Raw genomic sequence first — 14,463 nt, 5'->3', positions numbered from 1 at the left:
GTGCCGCGCCTGTCAGCGATGCGCGGCGACGTGCCGTTCCAGCAACGCCATGCACTCCTCGGGCACGATATGCTGGATCATGTGGTAAGTGGTGCTGACGTATTGCAAATCTATGTTGGGCACCAGCGTGGCCAGCGCCTGCTGCTGTTCGCTGTTGGCGATGGCTCCCTGGCGCGGATACAGGCTGAGCACGGGGGCCTGTATTTGTGGCAGATAAGGACGTGCGTCGGCGTCTATGGCGAACTGGGCCAATGCGGCCAGCACGTCGGTTCCCGTCTTTTCGACTGTATCGGTGTACCACCGCAGGAATTCGGGAGATGTGCCGGGTGGGAACCGGGTGCTTGCATTAGTGCGCTCCAGCCAGGCTCGCGGGCCGAGCCTGCGCACTGCCTCCGGCCAGGACGATTCGCCCAACGCATAGGCATGCTTGGCATTATCGGAGATGAAAACCGGGCCCGATACATTGGTCAGTGTGCGAATGCGCTGCGGATAGCGGCCGGCCGTTGCCAGGCCGACCAGCCCGCCTATCGATTCCCCGCAGTAGTGGAAGCTTGCCGCGCCCAGATGATCGGCGATGGCGATCACGTCGTCGCTCAGGGCTTCCAGCGTGAAGCCCGTGCCCAGGTCGAAATCGCGGCCCGAGCCGCCATGGCCGCGCAGGTCGGGGCAGACCACCTTGAACCGGCGCGACAAGGTGGGCACCCATTGATACCAGAACTGTCCGCGGCGGCCATAGCCATGCTGCAGGAACAGGTAAGGCGCATCCGCCCACGGGTCGGTGAAGTCTATGACCGAGTAGTGCAGGTCGGGCAGCGCCGGGCGTTCAAGTGTGGGCACGGTATTTCCTCACGTAGTTGTTGTCGTGCTTCGATGCGACGCTATCGTAGGCTTTGAAGTACTATCTGTCCAATATATGAAAACCACTCTGTAATAGTTAATAAATATGGAACTGCGCCATTTGCGATACTTCATGGCGGTGGCCAAAGAGCTGCATTTCACGCGTGCAGCCGAGCTGCTGGGCATTGGCCAGCCGCCGCTGAGCCAGCAGATCCAGCAATTGGAACAAGAAGTGGGCACGCCGCTGTTCGTACGCGATCGGCGCGGCGTGTCGCTTACCGAAGCGGGCAAGGCCTTCATGGCGGAAGCTCAATTGGCGCTGGAGGGTGCTGAACGCGCCACCGAGGCGGCGCGTCGCATCGCCAGGGGCGAGGTCGGTACGCTGACGCTGGGCTTCACGGTATCGGCCAATCTGCATCCGTTCGTGCCGAGCCTGATCCGCCTCTACCGCAGCCGTTATCCCGGCGTCGCGGTGCGCCTGGTGGAGCAGACCACGCTGCAGCTGATCGAGCGCGTGCACAATGGCACCGTGGATCTGGCCTTTGTCCGCGCCCCTACCCAGCCCACGCCGGGCGTGCATGTTGAGGCGATTCTCTCCGAGCCCATGGTCGCGGTCGTGCCTTCCACGCATGCCTTGGCGGGGCGTTCGTCCATCCGCCTGCGCGAGCTGGCGCGGGAGCCCTTCATCTTTTATCCGCGCCAGGTTGGCGTAGGTCTCTACAACGTCTTGGTCGGTGCCTGCAAGCGGGCCGGATTTACGTTGAGCGTCGATGTCGAGGCTCCGCAGCTTACTTCGGTGGTGACTTTTGTCGCGGCCGGCATGGGCGTGTCGGTGGTACCGGCGACCATGAGCCAATTGCAGGTCGAGGGGGTGCGCTACCTGCCCCTGCAGGGCCGGCCGCTTGCGGCGGGCCTTGCCATGGCCTGGCGCGAGGGGCCGGCCTCGGAGGCGCTGGCTTTCGCGGTCGATTTGACGCGTGAGACGGCGGCTGATTGATCCGCCACGCCACCCCTGGCGGGAATGCCTCGGGCGGAAGAGCCCCCGGCGGGTTCGGGCGCGGCATTGATGAAGCCGCTCATAATGTCGCAAGACAGATCTAGCACGATACGCGTGGCGGGCGAGACGGGCCGGATGGCCGCGGTGGCGCTTACCAGGGTGCGCGTCAGGGGCCGGCCGGCGATGCGTGCGATCGATACCTTGCCCGCCTCCAGCTCGCGGTGGAAGCCCAGGCGGGCCAGCAGGCTGTAGCCCATGCCTTGTTCGACCAGGCCGATCATTTCCGGTACGGCGTCGACTTCGATCTGGATGTTCAGGGGCACGCCGGCGCGTGCCGCAGCGCCGCGCACCAGCAGGTTCAGACCGTGCATGCGGCCCGGCAGGATCAGGGGATACTGGCACAGCTCGCCAAATGACAGCTCGGTGCCCTCGGCAAAGGCGTGGGGGTGGCCGACCAGGAACAATTCTTCGGTGCCGATGACGCTGCGCTTGAGGCCGACTGCCGACTGCACGTCGAACAGCATGGCGATGTCCAGCCGGCCCGCGTGCAGCCATTCCAGCAGGAAACCGGTCATGGCCTCTATGACGCGTGGCACGATGTGCGGATAGCGTTCCCGCACGGCGGTCAGCAGCGGCGCGATCAGCACCGGGCTGACGGTGGCCGGTATGCCCAGGGTGACTTCGCCGCGCGGCTCTTTGCCCAGCGACATGACTTCCTGCCTGGCCTGCTGGAACTGGTACAGGATGCTGCGGGCGTGTTCCAGCAGCAGTTCGCCGTGCGGCGTGGGCGTCACGCCGCGCGGCCCGCGCACCAGCAGCGGCACGCCCAGTTCTTCTTCCAGGTGGCGCATGTGGGTGCTGAGCGCCGGCTGCGAGACGTGCAGGGCCTGGGCCGCATGGGTCATGCTGGCCAGCTCGACCACTGACACGAAATATCGTAGCTGCCGATTGTCCATGGGGTGTGGTGCGCCGCGGCGGCGTTGCAATGAGTGGGCCGGAGATGCCTGCCGGGGTGGGGCGGGCGTGGCGGTAGAGCAAGATTCCAGCCATTAGTATAAGTTATGTCTCGCATAATTATTATGTAATTTCTTTTTCCCCTGCCGGTACCTATCATGACCTTGCTATCAACATGATCTATGACGGGGACGAAGTGGAACAGGAACTCTGCGTCGATTTGTACTGGTCTTTCCGTAGTCCGTACAGCTATCTGGCGCTGCATCACGTGCGCGCGCTGGCCAAGGCCTATGCGCTGCGCTGGAACGTGAAGGTGGTCTATCCACTGGCGATCCGCACGCCGGATTTCTTCAAGCGCATGGATCACATGTGGCGCCCGTACCTGCTGATCGATACGCAGCGCATCGCCGAGTCCCTGGGCATGCCGTTCAGGCGGCCCGTTCCCGATCCCATCGTGCAGGATCCCCGCACGCTGCTGATCTCTCTCGAGCAGCCCCATATCCACCGCCTGACGCGGCTGGGCGCCGAGGCGATGCTGCGCGGCCGCGCGCTGGAACTTGTCGACGCGGTCGGCACGATGCTGTGGGACGGATCCGTGGACGGCTGGAACCAGGGCGATCACCTAGCGCGTGCGGTGGCCGCTGCGGGGCTCGACCTGCAGGACATGGAGACGGCGATTGCCCGTGATCCCCAGGCGCGCGACCGGCTGATCGAAACCAACGAGGCCGAGCTGCGAGCGGCGGGGCACTGGGGCGTGCCTACTTTTGTCTTCCGGGGCGAGCCCTTCTTCGGCCAGGATCGCGTCGAGCTGCTGCTGTGGCGCCTGCGCCAGCACGGCCTGCAAGCCCGGAGCAACTGATCGTGGCCATGATCGCAGAAGTCGCAGAGACGCAGGCCGAGGGCCGGGTCGCCGCACTTTACGCCGACATCCGGCAAGTGCTGGGCGTGCCTTTCGTCAACCTGATCTATCGCCACCTGGCCACCACACCGGCCGTCCTGGATTGCGTATGGGCCGCACTGAGGCCGCACTTCGCCTCGGGCGAGCTGGCCGCGCAGGCTGCCCGGCTGCGCCGCGAGATCGCGGCCCAGGTTGAAGGCTGGCCGGTGGCGTGCATGGAGGATGTGCCGGGAGAAGCGCGCGCAGCCGCCGCCAGCCTGGTGGGCATGTACAACGAGGCGAACAGCCTGAACCGGGTCGCGCTGCAGCATCTGCTGGGGCCGCGCGGCGTACAGGCGGCGCCGCAGGCGGATCCCGCGCAGGCCGACGCGCCCGCAGATCTCACGCGCAGTACGGTGCAAAAGCCTGGTCGCCCCGCCATCCCGCGCCTGCCCGAATTCCGGGAGCTGCAGCAGCGCGAGCTTGATCGCATCCATCGGCTCAACGCCTATGCCGAGCCCGGCACGCCAGCCATGGTGGCGAGCCTGTATCGCCATCTGGCGGCCTGGCCCGATGTGCTGCGCGAGGTGGAGCGGGTGCTCGGCCCTTTGAACGAGCGAGGCCTGCTGGATCGTGCCAGGGAGGACGCCTGCATAGCGGCGGCGCGCTGCGCACAGGCACAGCCGCTGGCCATGGCACCGCTGGTCGACGCCTTCTACAGCCAGTACGGGGCGCGCCTGCGCCAGTTCGCCGACGTCACGATCAGCAAGATGATTCCCATAGGCATGGCCTTGTCCAGGGCTTTCGGCCCGCCCCGGAGCCATCCGGAATAGCCGGCCCGCGCGCTCGCCCGCTATGGCGATGGTGTGCGCGGTAAGCCACCCGATACACAGGAGCAGCATAGATGCATCTGACGATAACGAAATTCCAGGTCTCGCCCCATTTGACCGAGGCGGATGTGGTGAGCATGTTCGAGCAGAGCACGGAACGCTACGCACAGATACCGGGCCTGCTGGCCAAGCATTACTTCGTCGGGCCCGGGCGTCAGGCGGGCGGCGTGTACTTGTGGGAAAACGAAGCGCAGGCCAAGGCCGTGCTGGGCGCGGAGTTCGCCGAGGCGATCCGGCAGCGCTTCGGTTCGGCGCCCACGGTGGAGTCGATGTATTGCCCCCTGTCGCTGGACAACGCGCGAAGGTCTGTGCGTATTGCCTAGGGCCTATTGGCGCCAAGCCATTTTCATATCGTCATATTGCGGATTTTTTCAATGCAGCCGAATTTCCTGTTCATCATCACTGACCAGCATCGCGCCGACCACCTGGGCTGCTACGGCAACCCCATCGTGCGCACGCCGAACATCGACCGCATCGCCGCCCGCGGCTGGCGATCGCAGCGCTTTTATGTGTCCAACCCCGTGTGCATGCCGAATCGCGCCACGTTGATGACCGGGCGCATGCCGTCGGTGCACAAGGTGCGCTCCAATGGTATTGCGTTGCCGCTGCAGGCCACGACTTTCGTGGAACTGCTGCGCGCGGGGGGATATGCGACGGCCTGCAGCGGCAAGATCCACCTGCAGCCCATGACGGGCGACGTGCCGATACTGGGTCGCGCCGCAGGCACCCGCAAGGCGCCGCCGCAGCAGCTGTCCGACGCCTGGCACGCGCTGCCCGGCGACGGCCCCTACGACCAGGAAAGCATCGTCAAGTGGCGCAGCGACCCCGGGCATGACTTGACGCTGCCCTATTACGGCTTCGAGGAGGTGCACCTGACGATGATGCACGCCGATGGCGCGCACGGACACTACGGCCGCTGGCTCGAGCAACGCCATCCGGGCTCGGATCAGTTGGTGGGGCCGGAAAATGCGCTGCCCAAGGGCGGGATCTCGGCGCTGCAGGCCTGGCGCACGGCCGTGCCCGAAGAACTGTATTCCACCTCCTATATCAAAGAGCAGGCGATCGGCTTTCTGCAGCGCCACGCGGCGCAGGAGCCGCACAAGCCCTTCTTCCTGCAGGTGTCGTTCAACGATCCGCATCATCCTTTCACGCCGCCGGGCCACTATTGGGACATGTACGATCCCGACCAGATGCCTTTGCCGGCCGCGTATCGCCCCAATGTGGGAACCCTGCCGCCGCCGCTCGCGCACTTGATTGCCGAGCGCGACGAGGGGCGTGCCAACCGCGAATCGTGGATGCTGCAAGCCGTGTCCGAACAGGACGTGCGCGAAGCGATCGCGCTGACCTACGGGTCGATCACGATGATCGACGACGCGGTGGGCGAGGTGCTGCGCAGCCTCGAGGCGCTGGGCCTGAACCACAATACCGTGGTGATCTTCACCAGCGACCACGGCGACTATATGGGAGACCACCAGCTGATGTTCAAGGGGCCGATTCATTACGACGGCCTGATCCGAGTGCCGTTCATCTGGAGCGACCCGGAGCTGGACGCGCGCGGTGCCTCTTCGGATGCGCTGGCCGGCACTGTGGACATAGCCGCCACGGTACTGGCACGCGCCGGCCTGCAGCCTTTCCAGGGCATGCAGGGCCAGGATCTGATGCCCGTCATGCTGGGCAAGGCGCAAGGCCGGCCGGCGGTGCTGGTCGAAGAAGACAATCAGCGCTCGTTCATGGGCTTCGACAGGCCGGTGCGGCTGCGCACCCTGGTCACGGACGGCTGGCGCCTGTCGGTCTACCGCGGCGTGCAATGGGGCGAACTCTACGACCTGCGCGACGATCCACTGGAGCTGCACAACCTTTGGGACGACCCGCAGTCCAGTGATGTGAAGGCGCGGCTGCTGCATCTGCTGGTGCAGACGATGGAAGAGTATGCCGACGACAGCCCCCTGCCTACGGCCAGGGCCTAGGGCCTAGCGCTTTGGTAGCGGCATTTCGTCGTGGCGCGAAGCGCCTGAACAATGTACTGGGTCGGCTGCCGCCCGACGCCGCCCTTGCGCCGCGCGGCCGGCGCATATTTGAGTTTGTTGATCGAATCGATAGAAACGGAATAGGAACCAACATGACCCCTGTGGAATACGCAAGGCTGCAATTTTCCCGGCTCAAGATGCTGATCGGCGGCACATGGGTCGACGGCGGCGAAGGCGCGTTTGAAGAAGTGCTGGATCCCGCCACCAGCCAGCCGCTGGGCCGGCTGCCGCACGCCTGCGCGGCGGACCTGCAGTGCGCGCTGGCTGCGGCCGAAGAAGGCTATGCGCTCTGGTCGCGCACCCCGGCCATCGAACGGCGCCGCGTGCTCATGCAGACCGCCGCGCTGATACGCGAGCGGCAGGAATCGATTGCCTGCATGCTGACGCTGGAACAGGGCAAGCCCCTGGCCGAGGCCCGGGGCGAGGTGGCCGGTTCTGCGGAAATATTCGAATGGTATGCCGAGGAAACGCGCCGGCTGTACGGTCGCGTGATTCCGGCGCGCAACAATAATTCCCAGCAGCTGGTGGTGCAGCAGCCGGTGGGGCCGGTGGCCGCATTCACCCCATGGAACTTCCCGGCGCTGACGCCGGCACGCAAGATCGCCGGGGCGCTGGCGGCCGGATGCTCTTGCATCATCAAGCCGGCCGAGGAAACCCCCGGCACGGCGATCGAGCTGGCGCGCGCCTGCGTCGACGCCGGGCTGCCGGCGGGCGTCCTGAACGTAGTGTTCGGCGTGCCGTCCGAGATATCGGAATTCCTTATACGCGCGCCGCAGATCCGCAAGATCACGTTCACCGGCTCGATCGCGGTCGGCAAACACCTGGCGGCGCTGGCCGCGATGCACGGCCTGAAGCGCTGCACCATGGAGCTGGGTGGCCATGCGCCGGTGCTGGTGTTCGACGATGCCGCCGTGGAAAAGGCGGCACAGGCCTGCGCCGCCTTCAAATTCCGCAATGCCGGCCAAGTATGCATCGCCCCTTCGCGTTTCTATGTGCAGCGCGGCGCCTACGAGCGCTTCCTGGACGCTTTCACGCATGCCGCCGCCGACTTGAGGCTGGGGGCGGGCATCGATGCCTCGACTACCATGGGGCCGCTGGCCAACGAGCGGCGCGTGGCAGCCATGGCCGGCTTCGTCGACGACGCGGCCGGCCGTGGCGGGCGCGTGCTGGCGGGCGGGGCGCGCGCCGATGGCCCCGGCTTCTTCTGGCAGCCCACCGTGCTGGCGGAATTGCCGGACGATGCCAAGGCCATGCGCGAAGAGACCTTCGGGCCTGTGGCGCCGATTGCCCGCTTCGACACGCTGGAAGAGGCCCTGCAGCGTGCCAATGCCTTGTCCTACGGGCTGGCCGCCTATGCCTTCAGCGCTTCGGCCGCGACGATGATGGCGGTGTCGGCCGGGCTGGAGGCCGGCATGGTGGGGGTCAACAGTTTTGCCGTTTCCCTGGCCGAGGCCCCGTTCGGTGGCATCAAGGAAAGCGGCTACGGATCGGAGGGCGGAACCGAAGGCCTGGGGGCCTACCTGGTCACGAAGTTCGTGGCGCAGGCCGCGCTTTGACAAAATCGCCGGCGCGGCCGTCGATGATAGCGGCATGCCGGAAAATTCATTCCAAAGGAGATCATCAGATGAGCTTGCGCAAATCCGCATACGCGGCGGCTGCAGCCGGCATGGCGACTGCAATCATGGCGGCGTCAGCCGCGGCCGCGTCCTACCCGGCCAAATCGGTGGACATGATCGTTTCGTTTCCCGCCGGCGGCATGACCGATACCGTGTCGCGCGTGCTGGCGACCGAAATGTCCAAGTCCCTGGGCCAGCCCATCGTCGTCGTCAACCGCGGCGGGGCGGGCGGAACCATAGGCACGGCTTCGATCGCGCGCATGGCGCCTGACGGCTATACCATTGGCGCGATTGCCGATGCCGCGCTGACCACGCTGCCGCACCTGCACAAGGTGCCTTACACCCTGAATTCGTTCGAGTACATCTGCCGCATTTATGCGGTGCCGGTGCTGATGGTGGTGCGCCCCGACTCGCCCTTCAATTCCCTGGCCGACGTGGTGAAGTACGCCAAGGCCCATCCCGGCCAGCTGAACTTCGCTACCGTGGGCCCCGGCACGCTGCCCCACCTTGCCGCGCTGGACTTCATGAAGCAGGCGCATATCTCCATGACCCATATTCCCTACAAAGGGGAAGGGCAGGCCGTGATAGATCTGCTGGGCAAGCACGTGGACGTGTATTTTGGCACCAGCGCGGTGGCCGCGGCGCATCATCTGAAGCAGCTCGCGGTGGCTTCGGCCTCGCGCTTGAAAGAGGCGCCCTCCACCCCGACCTTCACCGAGCTGGGCTACAAGGTGACGTGGTCCATCATGGGCGGGCTGATCGCGCCCAAGGGCCTGGATTCCAAGGCGCAGGCCGTACTCGGCAAGGCCTGCGCCGCGGGCGTGAATTCGCCGCATTATTTGTCGACTCTGAAGAGCCTGCAGGCGGCACCGGCGTACCTTAGCGGCGAGCAGTTCAAGAAGGTGATGAAGGAGGAATATTCCAAGAGCCACGGCTTGCTGAAGGGAGTGGCACCGTCCCGTTGAGGCGGGCGGGCCGCGGCGACCCCGCCCACCGTGCCCTGCGCCGATACGGCTCGCCGCGGCGCGATAGGTGGTGGCTTCGGCGCCGGTGCGGCGCAGCCGGGCTGCGCTACTGTGGCATTGCCGCGATGGTCTGGGCCACCGCCGCCGTCAGCTTCCTGGCATAGGGCACGTGCAGGAATTCGTTGGGGCCGTGTGCGTTGGATTGTGGGCCCAGTACGCCGCAGACCATGAACTGGGCCTGGGGAAAGCCGGTCTGCAGCAGGCTCATCAGGGGTATGGTGCCGCCCTGGCCTATGTAGCCGCAGGGCGCGCCGTAATACTGTTGCGAGGCGGCGTCCAGCGCCTGCTCCAGCCAGGGCTCGGTGCTTGGCGCGTTCCAGCCGGTGGCGACGCCCTGGTCGGGCTTGAAGACGACCTTGGCGTTGTAGGGCGCGTCGGCCTCCAGCAGTGTTTTCAGTTCTTGCACGGCCGTGGCGGCGTCGACCAGCGGCGGCAGGCGCAGCGACAGTTTGAAGGCGCTGCGCGGGAGCAGTACGTTGCCGGCGCTGGCAAGCGGCGGCAGCCCCTCGGCGCCTGTTACCGACAAGGTCGGGCGCCAGGTGCGGTTCAGCAGAGCCTGCTGTGGCTCGGCGGTCATGGGCAGCACGAAGCCGCCGTCGGCGCCGCAGGCCCAGGGAAAGCGGCGCCAGACTTCGTCGCCCAGGATGCGGGCGGTGGCCTGGGCCTGGTCGAGGCGGTCTGCGGGGATTTCGCAGTGAAAGCCCTGGGGCAGCAGGCGGCCGGTGGCGCTGTCTTCCAGACGGTCTAGTACGTGGCGCAGGATGCGGAAGCTGGATGGCACGACTCCGCTGGAGTCGCCCGAGTGCACGCCTTCGTCGAGCACCTGCACTTCCAGCGTGCCGGCCACCAGGCCGCGCAGCGAGGTCGTCATCCAGAGCTGGTCGTAGTTGCCGGCACCGGAATCCAGGCACACCACCAGCGCCACATTACCCAGGCGTTCGCGCAGCGCGTCTACATAAGGCAGCAGGTCGTAGCTGCCGGACTCTTCGCAGGTTTCGATCAGGCCGACGCAGCGCGGCCGCGGCACGCCCTGGCGGTCGAGCGCCTGGATGGCGGTGATGGAGGCGTATGCGGCATAGCCGTCGTCGGCGCCGCCGCGGCCGTATAGTTTGTCGCCGTCGTATTTCGGCGTCCAGGGGCCCAGGCCGCTGCGCCAGCCGGTGAATTCGGGCTGCTTGTCCAGGTGCCCGTAAAGCAGCACAGTGTCGCCCAGGCCGCTGCGGGTGGCCGGGGCCTCGAAAAAGATGACGGGGGTACGCCCTGGCAGGCGCAGCACTTCCAGGACGAGGCCGTGGATTTTCTGTTTTTCGATCCACTGGGCGGCGTCGCGCACCACCCGGTCGATATAGGCGTTTTCGGCCCACTGCGCGTCGAAGGCCGGGCTCTTGGCGGGCACGGCGATGTAGTCTTGCAGCGCCGGCACGATCTCGTCGTCCCACTTGCTGTCGACAAAGTCGCGCAGGGCCTGCGGATCCAGCTGTTCGAGCAGTGCCTGCTGGGGAATGCGTGCGTTCATGGCTGAGGCCTCGGTCGGGACGATACAGGCAAATTTTACGCTTGTCACCGCCGTGTTGACATGGGCTTCCGCTGCGCCTAGTGTTCCTGGGTTGCGTTTTGTTGAAGAGGCCTATGCTTTGCGGCAGCGGCAGCGGCTTCGGCTGCAGCGCCGCCGAGCGCCCGTGCACCGCGGCCGCCCGGCGTTTCGGCGCCTTGAAAACTTACGCCATTTACGTCAAACCACGGGCAAGGGCATTATGAGCAACGGTATTTTCCAACCTACCCTGAGCGGCCGCTTGGTCGAGCTCAGGCCCTTGGGCCCCGAGCACGAAGGCGCCCTGCTGGAGGCGGCGGCCGATGGCGAGCTGTGGAACCTGAAGGTGACGGTCGTGCCGGGGCCGCAGACGGTGCGCCAGTACATCGCGGCGGCGCTGGCGCGCAAGTCGGAAGGCAGTGTCATGCCCTACGTCACCGTGCGCAAGGACACTGGCCGTATCGTGGGCAGTACGCGCTTCTGGAAGGTCGATACGGCCAATCGCAAGCTCGAGATCGGGTCGACCTGGCTGTCGGCCTCGGCCCAGCGTACCGGCATCAATGTCGAGGCCAAGTACCTGATGCTGGAGCATGCCTTCGATGCCATGCAGTGCGTGCGCGTCCAGTTCACCACCGACGAGCTCAATGAGCGCTCGCGCGCGGCCATTCTGCGGCTCGGGGCCAGGCAGGAAGGCATCGTGCGCAACGAGCGCATCATGCCCGATGGCCGCAAGCGCAACTCCGTGCGCTTCAGCATCATCGACGCGGAGTGGCCCGAGGTGCAGGCCCTGTTGCAAGAGCGCCTGCGGCGCAATGCCGCGGCATAGATCGGTCTGGTGTGGTGGGGTGGGGTTGGTAGGTATGGCTCGTGTGGGCCAGCTCATGTAGCCGCTACGCTGCGAGCAAAGCGGACATTTCGCGAGTCATAAAAAAGCCAGCCTGACTATTTGCTTCCGGCCGCCGCAGCCCCGCCCCGCAGCCCGACCTCCGCGGCCCGACTTGTATTCACCTTCCCGGACTCCTACTATAAAAAAGGAGAAGAAGCAGGCAGGCCTGTAGTACCTGGAATCATATGTAGACATGCCGCCTTGGGAGTTAACCCGACCGGCGGGTGGCGTGTGTCTTGCATGCGCCGGCGGCCGGCCATCACGCTACCGGCCGCGAGCCGGCGCGGTGGCTATGCAAGGAGTCTGCAATGAAATCTTCTCGACGTACTTTCCTGGCGGCCGGCATAGGGCTGGCTTCCGCCGCGGCCTTGTCGGGCCGCGTGCTGGCCGAGCCGGCCAAGGTCGAGGAAAGCGATCCCACGGCGGTGTCGCTGGGCTACAAGCACGATGCGTCGCTGGTCGACAAGGCCAAGCAGCCCAAGTACACGGCTGGTGAGCACTGCGGCAATTGCCAGTTGTTCCAGGGCAAGGCCGGCGAAGACTGGGGGCCCTGTCCGATCTTCGGCGGCAAGCTGGTGTCTGTGAAGGGCTGGTGCAGCGCCTACACCAAGAAGGCTTGATCCCGCCGATCGGGTTGCGGCCGCCACAGGCCGCGGCCCGGCTTTACGGGTTTGCCATCGACGGGCAAACAGTGCGCGAGACTGCGGGCAGTACAAGTCGCGCGGCAAAGCGGAACAGCGCGATTGTGCGAACGCGCTTGCCGAGTCGATCGCAGATCCGTATCACTGGTGCTGGGCGGCCACCTTCAGGCCCAGCCACAGGAATATCGTTCCCACTATCTTGCCCTGCCAGCGCACGAGCCAGTGCAGGCGCCCGGCCATGCGGCCCAGAGGGCGCATCGCGACTGCGAGCAGGGTCGTGTAGAGCGCGCTCATCGATACGAACACCAGCCCCAGCACGGCGAACTGGGCCAGGGTCGAGCCGTGGCCGGGATGCACGAACTGCGGCAGGAATGCCAGGAAGAACAGCGCGGTCTTGGGGTTGAGCACCTCGGCGGGTATGGCCTGCAGATAGGCTTGCGCAGGCGTGACCGTCGCCATGCGCGGCAGCGCGGGGTCGGCGGGGCGGGCCAGCAGCGCACGCACCCCCAGGTAGACCAGGTAGGCCGCGCCGCACAGCTTGACCGCGGTAAAGGCCAGCGACGACGCCATGAGCAGGGCCGACAGCCCGACCGCGGCGCACAGGGTATGGATGGCGTCGCCGGTCGCGACGCCGAGCCCCGTGAGTACACCGACCTTGCGCCCGCCCTGCATCGTGCGCGTCAGCACCAGCAGCACCGCCGGGCCGGGGATCAGGAACAGGCCCAGTACTACGGCGACAAAGGTTCCCAGTGTGGGCAGGTCGATCATGTCGTTCTCCAGGCAGGTGGGCGTACGCCTCGGTGTGACCGTGGATGCTGCATGAAAGACGATGCTACGCGAAACTGCGAGCAAGCGCCGCATCGGCCGTGGCGCTATGGAAACAGTCGGCGCAAAAAGGCGCAGGCAAACGCGGGGAAATCGCTGGGGCGGGAAGGAAATCGAATAAGATTGCGCATCTTATCCGTTCCCCCGTTCCCGTGCCGCAGAGGTACCCCTATGTCTGAAGCCCATGGTCATGCCGGAGCTCTGTCCGGCGGCATACGTTTACAGGGGGGGGCCGGGCTCGATCTGGACGCCGAAAGCGGTGCCGTGCGGGCATACCTGGCGGAAATGGGCCTGGATCGCCATGTGACGGAGCAGCGCGAAGCGCGGGACGGCCGCGAGTTCGTGGCTTTCCGCTTGCGCGAAGACCAGGCCCGGCTATGGGCTCCGGATTTCGACACCTTTGGGCTGGCCGGTGCACTGGGCCTGGACACGCACGGCAAGCCTGCCGACCTGGAACGCGAGATCCTGCTGGCGATGCTGCTGGGGCCCCAGGCGTTTCCCTACCCGAGCTGCGCAGAGCTGCGCTGCAGCGTGCGGGTGCGCCGCCACACCGTCGAGGCGGCGCGCAAGACCTTGCTTGCCTTCGATACCGAAGAGGCCGAGCGGCCCATGGATTGCTGGCAGGAATATACCGAGCAGCGCGGCTTCACGCTGCGCCCTGGCCAGGCCTTGATTCCCGCACTGGAAAAGACCACACAGCCCGAGTGTTCGGGCGGTAAGCTGTATTCGTTCTCGTGCTACCGCGCCACCGAATATGTAGTGCTGCTGGGCATCGCGCGCGGCCTGGCCGAGTTCAATCCGCCGCTGCTGGCGGAACTGCAGCGGCAATGGGAGACGCGCGCCATATTGGCAATCGAATTCCAGGATTTGTTCTTGCGCGAGTACGGCACGCTCGAGCAGCCTTTGCCTTTCAGGTACTACGTGCCGGGCGACCGCCTGTGGTTCCGCAATCCCGACGAACCTTCATCGAACGCCGAAGGCTACGAGGGGTCGTGGGTGGTCTATTTGGGCGAGGGGCTGTTCTCGAATTTCTGGAAGCCGCGCCAGCACTACACTTTTACCGACAAGTGCGTGGAAATCTTCCATTGGCGCAACGCTACCTATATGGGAGCCGACGGCAAGCTCAAGGTCGATGAGGACGTCGTCGATGCCAGGGTGGCGCAATCGCTGCGCGATCCGCGGGAAGTAGCGGCGATCCTGCAGCGCATGTTGCGGCTGCGCGAGCCTTTCGGGGTGTATCGCGACGGCGGCTGCGTGGACGCCTCGCGCGAATATGTGCGCTGCCTGTGCCCCGGCACCGCGGAGCTGGTGTTCCCGGGTGCCGTCATGCCGATGGAAGCGGCCTGAGCCAGCAGGG

Annotated in this window: 13 protein-coding genes and 1 pseudogene; 10 read left to right on the top strand and 4 right to left on the bottom strand. The window is 65.8% G+C overall.

The features are described from left to right. Positions 1 to 12: 12 nt before the first annotated feature. Positions 13 to 837, bottom strand: a complete 825-nt coding sequence (locus tag CEY11_RS04110) for an alpha/beta fold hydrolase (RefSeq protein WP_088602107.1) — start codon at positions 835 to 837, stop codon at positions 13 to 15. Positions 838 to 943: 106 nt separating this feature from the next. Between CEY11_RS04110 and CEY11_RS25640 the strand changes: the two genes are divergently transcribed. Then, positions 944 to 1,834 (top strand): LysR family transcriptional regulator, encoded by an 891-nt coding sequence (locus tag CEY11_RS25640; protein WP_088602106.1) that lies wholly within the window; start codon positions 944 to 946, stop codon positions 1,832 to 1,834. 107 nt (positions 1,835 to 1,941) lie between these two features. On the opposite strand, the pseudogene CEY11_RS04100 reads toward CEY11_RS25640, so the two are convergent. After that, positions 1,942 to 2,790 (bottom strand): annotated as a pseudogene (locus CEY11_RS04100) (LysR family transcriptional regulator); the annotation flags it as partial. 173 nt (positions 2,791 to 2,963) lie between these two features. Between CEY11_RS04100 and CEY11_RS04095 the strand changes: the two are divergent. The 6 genes from CEY11_RS04095 (at position 2,964) to CEY11_RS04070 (ending at position 9,163) form a co-directional block, all read left to right on the top strand. After that, positions 2,964 to 3,647, top strand: coding sequence for a 2-hydroxychromene-2-carboxylate isomerase (locus tag CEY11_RS04095; protein ID WP_088602104.1), 684 nt, complete (start codon positions 2,964 to 2,966; stop codon positions 3,645 to 3,647). A gap of 8 nt (positions 3,648 to 3,655) precedes the next feature. After that, on the top strand, positions 3,656 to 4,498 hold the full coding sequence (locus CEY11_RS04090) for a halocarboxylic acid dehydrogenase DehI family protein (RefSeq protein ID WP_233154755.1): 843 nt from the start codon (positions 3,656 to 3,658) through the stop codon (positions 4,496 to 4,498). A gap of 71 nt (positions 4,499 to 4,569) precedes the next feature. Then, positions 4,570 to 4,878, top strand: a complete 309-nt coding sequence (locus tag CEY11_RS04085; protein ID WP_088602102.1) for a YdhR family protein — start codon at positions 4,570 to 4,572, stop codon at positions 4,876 to 4,878. A 51-nt stretch (positions 4,879 to 4,929) separates the two neighbouring features. Then, positions 4,930 to 6,522 carry a sulfatase family protein gene (locus CEY11_RS04080; protein ID WP_088602101.1) on the top strand — a complete coding sequence of 531 codons (1,593 nt, stop codon included), beginning with the start codon at positions 4,930 to 4,932 and terminating at the stop codon, positions 6,520 to 6,522. 152 nt (positions 6,523 to 6,674) lie between these two features. Continuing rightward, positions 6,675 to 8,138: an NAD-dependent succinate-semialdehyde dehydrogenase gene (locus CEY11_RS04075; protein WP_088602100.1), complete on the top strand. Its 1,464-nt coding sequence runs from the start codon at positions 6,675 to 6,677 to the stop codon at positions 8,136 to 8,138. Between the two features lie 68 nt (positions 8,139 to 8,206). Next, entirely contained in the window at positions 8,207 to 9,163 is a 957-nt protein-coding gene (locus tag CEY11_RS04070) for a tripartite tricarboxylate transporter substrate binding protein (protein ID WP_158215179.1), read from the top strand. A gap of 106 nt (positions 9,164 to 9,269) precedes the next feature. Here the strand turns inward: CEY11_RS04070 and CEY11_RS04065 are convergent, their stop codons facing one another. Continuing rightward, a complete protein-coding gene (locus CEY11_RS04065) occupies positions 9,270 to 10,739 on the bottom strand; it encodes a M20 family metallopeptidase (RefSeq protein ID WP_088602098.1) in 1,470 nt (489 codons plus the stop codon). A 238-nt stretch (positions 10,740 to 10,977) separates the two neighbouring features. Here CEY11_RS04065 and CEY11_RS04060 point away from each other — a divergent pair, with 238 nt between their 5' ends. Both CEY11_RS04060 and CEY11_RS04055 read left to right on the top strand, forming a co-directional pair. Beyond that, complete coding sequence (locus tag CEY11_RS04060) at positions 10,978 to 11,580, top strand: GNAT family N-acetyltransferase (protein ID WP_088602097.1); 603 nt, start codon at positions 10,978 to 10,980, stop codon at positions 11,578 to 11,580. Positions 11,581 to 11,948: 368 nt separating this feature from the next. Then, on the top strand, positions 11,949 to 12,260 hold the full coding sequence (locus CEY11_RS04055; RefSeq protein ID WP_088602096.1) for a high-potential iron-sulfur protein: 312 nt from the start codon (positions 11,949 to 11,951) through the stop codon (positions 12,258 to 12,260). Between the two features lie 162 nt (positions 12,261 to 12,422). Here CEY11_RS04055 and CEY11_RS04050 read toward each other — a convergent pair whose 3' ends face one another. Further along, entirely contained in the window at positions 12,423 to 13,049 is a 627-nt protein-coding gene (locus tag CEY11_RS04050; RefSeq protein ID WP_088602095.1) for a LysE family translocator, read from the bottom strand. Positions 13,050 to 13,277: 228 nt separating this feature from the next. Between CEY11_RS04050 and CEY11_RS04045 the strand changes: the two genes are divergently transcribed. Beyond that, the gene (locus CEY11_RS04045; protein ID WP_088602094.1) at positions 13,278 to 14,453 is read left to right on the top strand and encodes a hypothetical protein; all 1,176 of its coding nucleotides are present in this window, start codon (positions 13,278 to 13,280) and stop codon (positions 14,451 to 14,453) included. Positions 14,454 to 14,463 lie beyond the last annotated feature (10 nt).

The organism is Candidimonas nitroreducens, assembly GCF_002209565.1.
Classification (GTDB): domain Bacteria; phylum Pseudomonadota; class Gammaproteobacteria; order Burkholderiales; family Burkholderiaceae_B; genus Candidimonas; species Candidimonas nitroreducens.
This window is presented reverse-complemented; position numbering and strand designations above follow the sequence as displayed.

Excerpts from the sequence above, each read along its gene's own strand:
- CEY11_RS04075 (WP_088602100.1), top strand. The coding sequence starts at position 6,675 with ATGACCCCTGTGGAATACGCAAGGCTGCAATTTTCCCGGCTCAAGATG.
- CEY11_RS04070 (WP_158215179.1), top strand. The coding sequence starts at position 8,207 with ATGAGCTTGCGCAAATCCGCATACGCGGCGGCTGCAGCCGGCATGGCG.
- CEY11_RS04080 (WP_088602101.1), top strand. The coding sequence starts at position 4,930 with ATGCAGCCGAATTTCCTGTTCATCATCACTGACCAGCATCGCGCCGAC.
- CEY11_RS04050 (WP_088602095.1), bottom strand. The coding sequence starts at position 13,049 with ATGATCGACCTGCCCACACTGGGAACCTTTGTCGCCGTAGTACTGGGC.
- CEY11_RS04065 (WP_088602098.1), bottom strand. The coding sequence starts at position 10,739 with ATGAACGCACGCATTCCCCAGCAGGCACTGCTCGAACAGCTGGATCCG.
- CEY11_RS04090 (WP_233154755.1), top strand. The coding sequence starts at position 3,656 with ATGATCGCAGAAGTCGCAGAGACGCAGGCCGAGGGCCGGGTCGCCGCA.
- CEY11_RS04060 (WP_088602097.1), top strand. The coding sequence starts at position 10,978 with ATGAGCAACGGTATTTTCCAACCTACCCTGAGCGGCCGCTTGGTCGAG.
- CEY11_RS04095 (WP_088602104.1), top strand. The coding sequence starts at position 2,964 with ATGATCTATGACGGGGACGAAGTGGAACAGGAACTCTGCGTCGATTTG.
- CEY11_RS04085 (WP_088602102.1), top strand. The coding sequence starts at position 4,570 with ATGCATCTGACGATAACGAAATTCCAGGTCTCGCCCCATTTGACCGAG.
- CEY11_RS25640 (WP_088602106.1), top strand. The coding sequence starts at position 944 with ATGGAACTGCGCCATTTGCGATACTTCATGGCGGTGGCCAAAGAGCTG.
- CEY11_RS04045 (WP_088602094.1), top strand. The coding sequence starts at position 13,278 with ATGTCTGAAGCCCATGGTCATGCCGGAGCTCTGTCCGGCGGCATACGT.
- CEY11_RS04055 (WP_088602096.1), top strand. The coding sequence starts at position 11,949 with ATGAAATCTTCTCGACGTACTTTCCTGGCGGCCGGCATAGGGCTGGCT.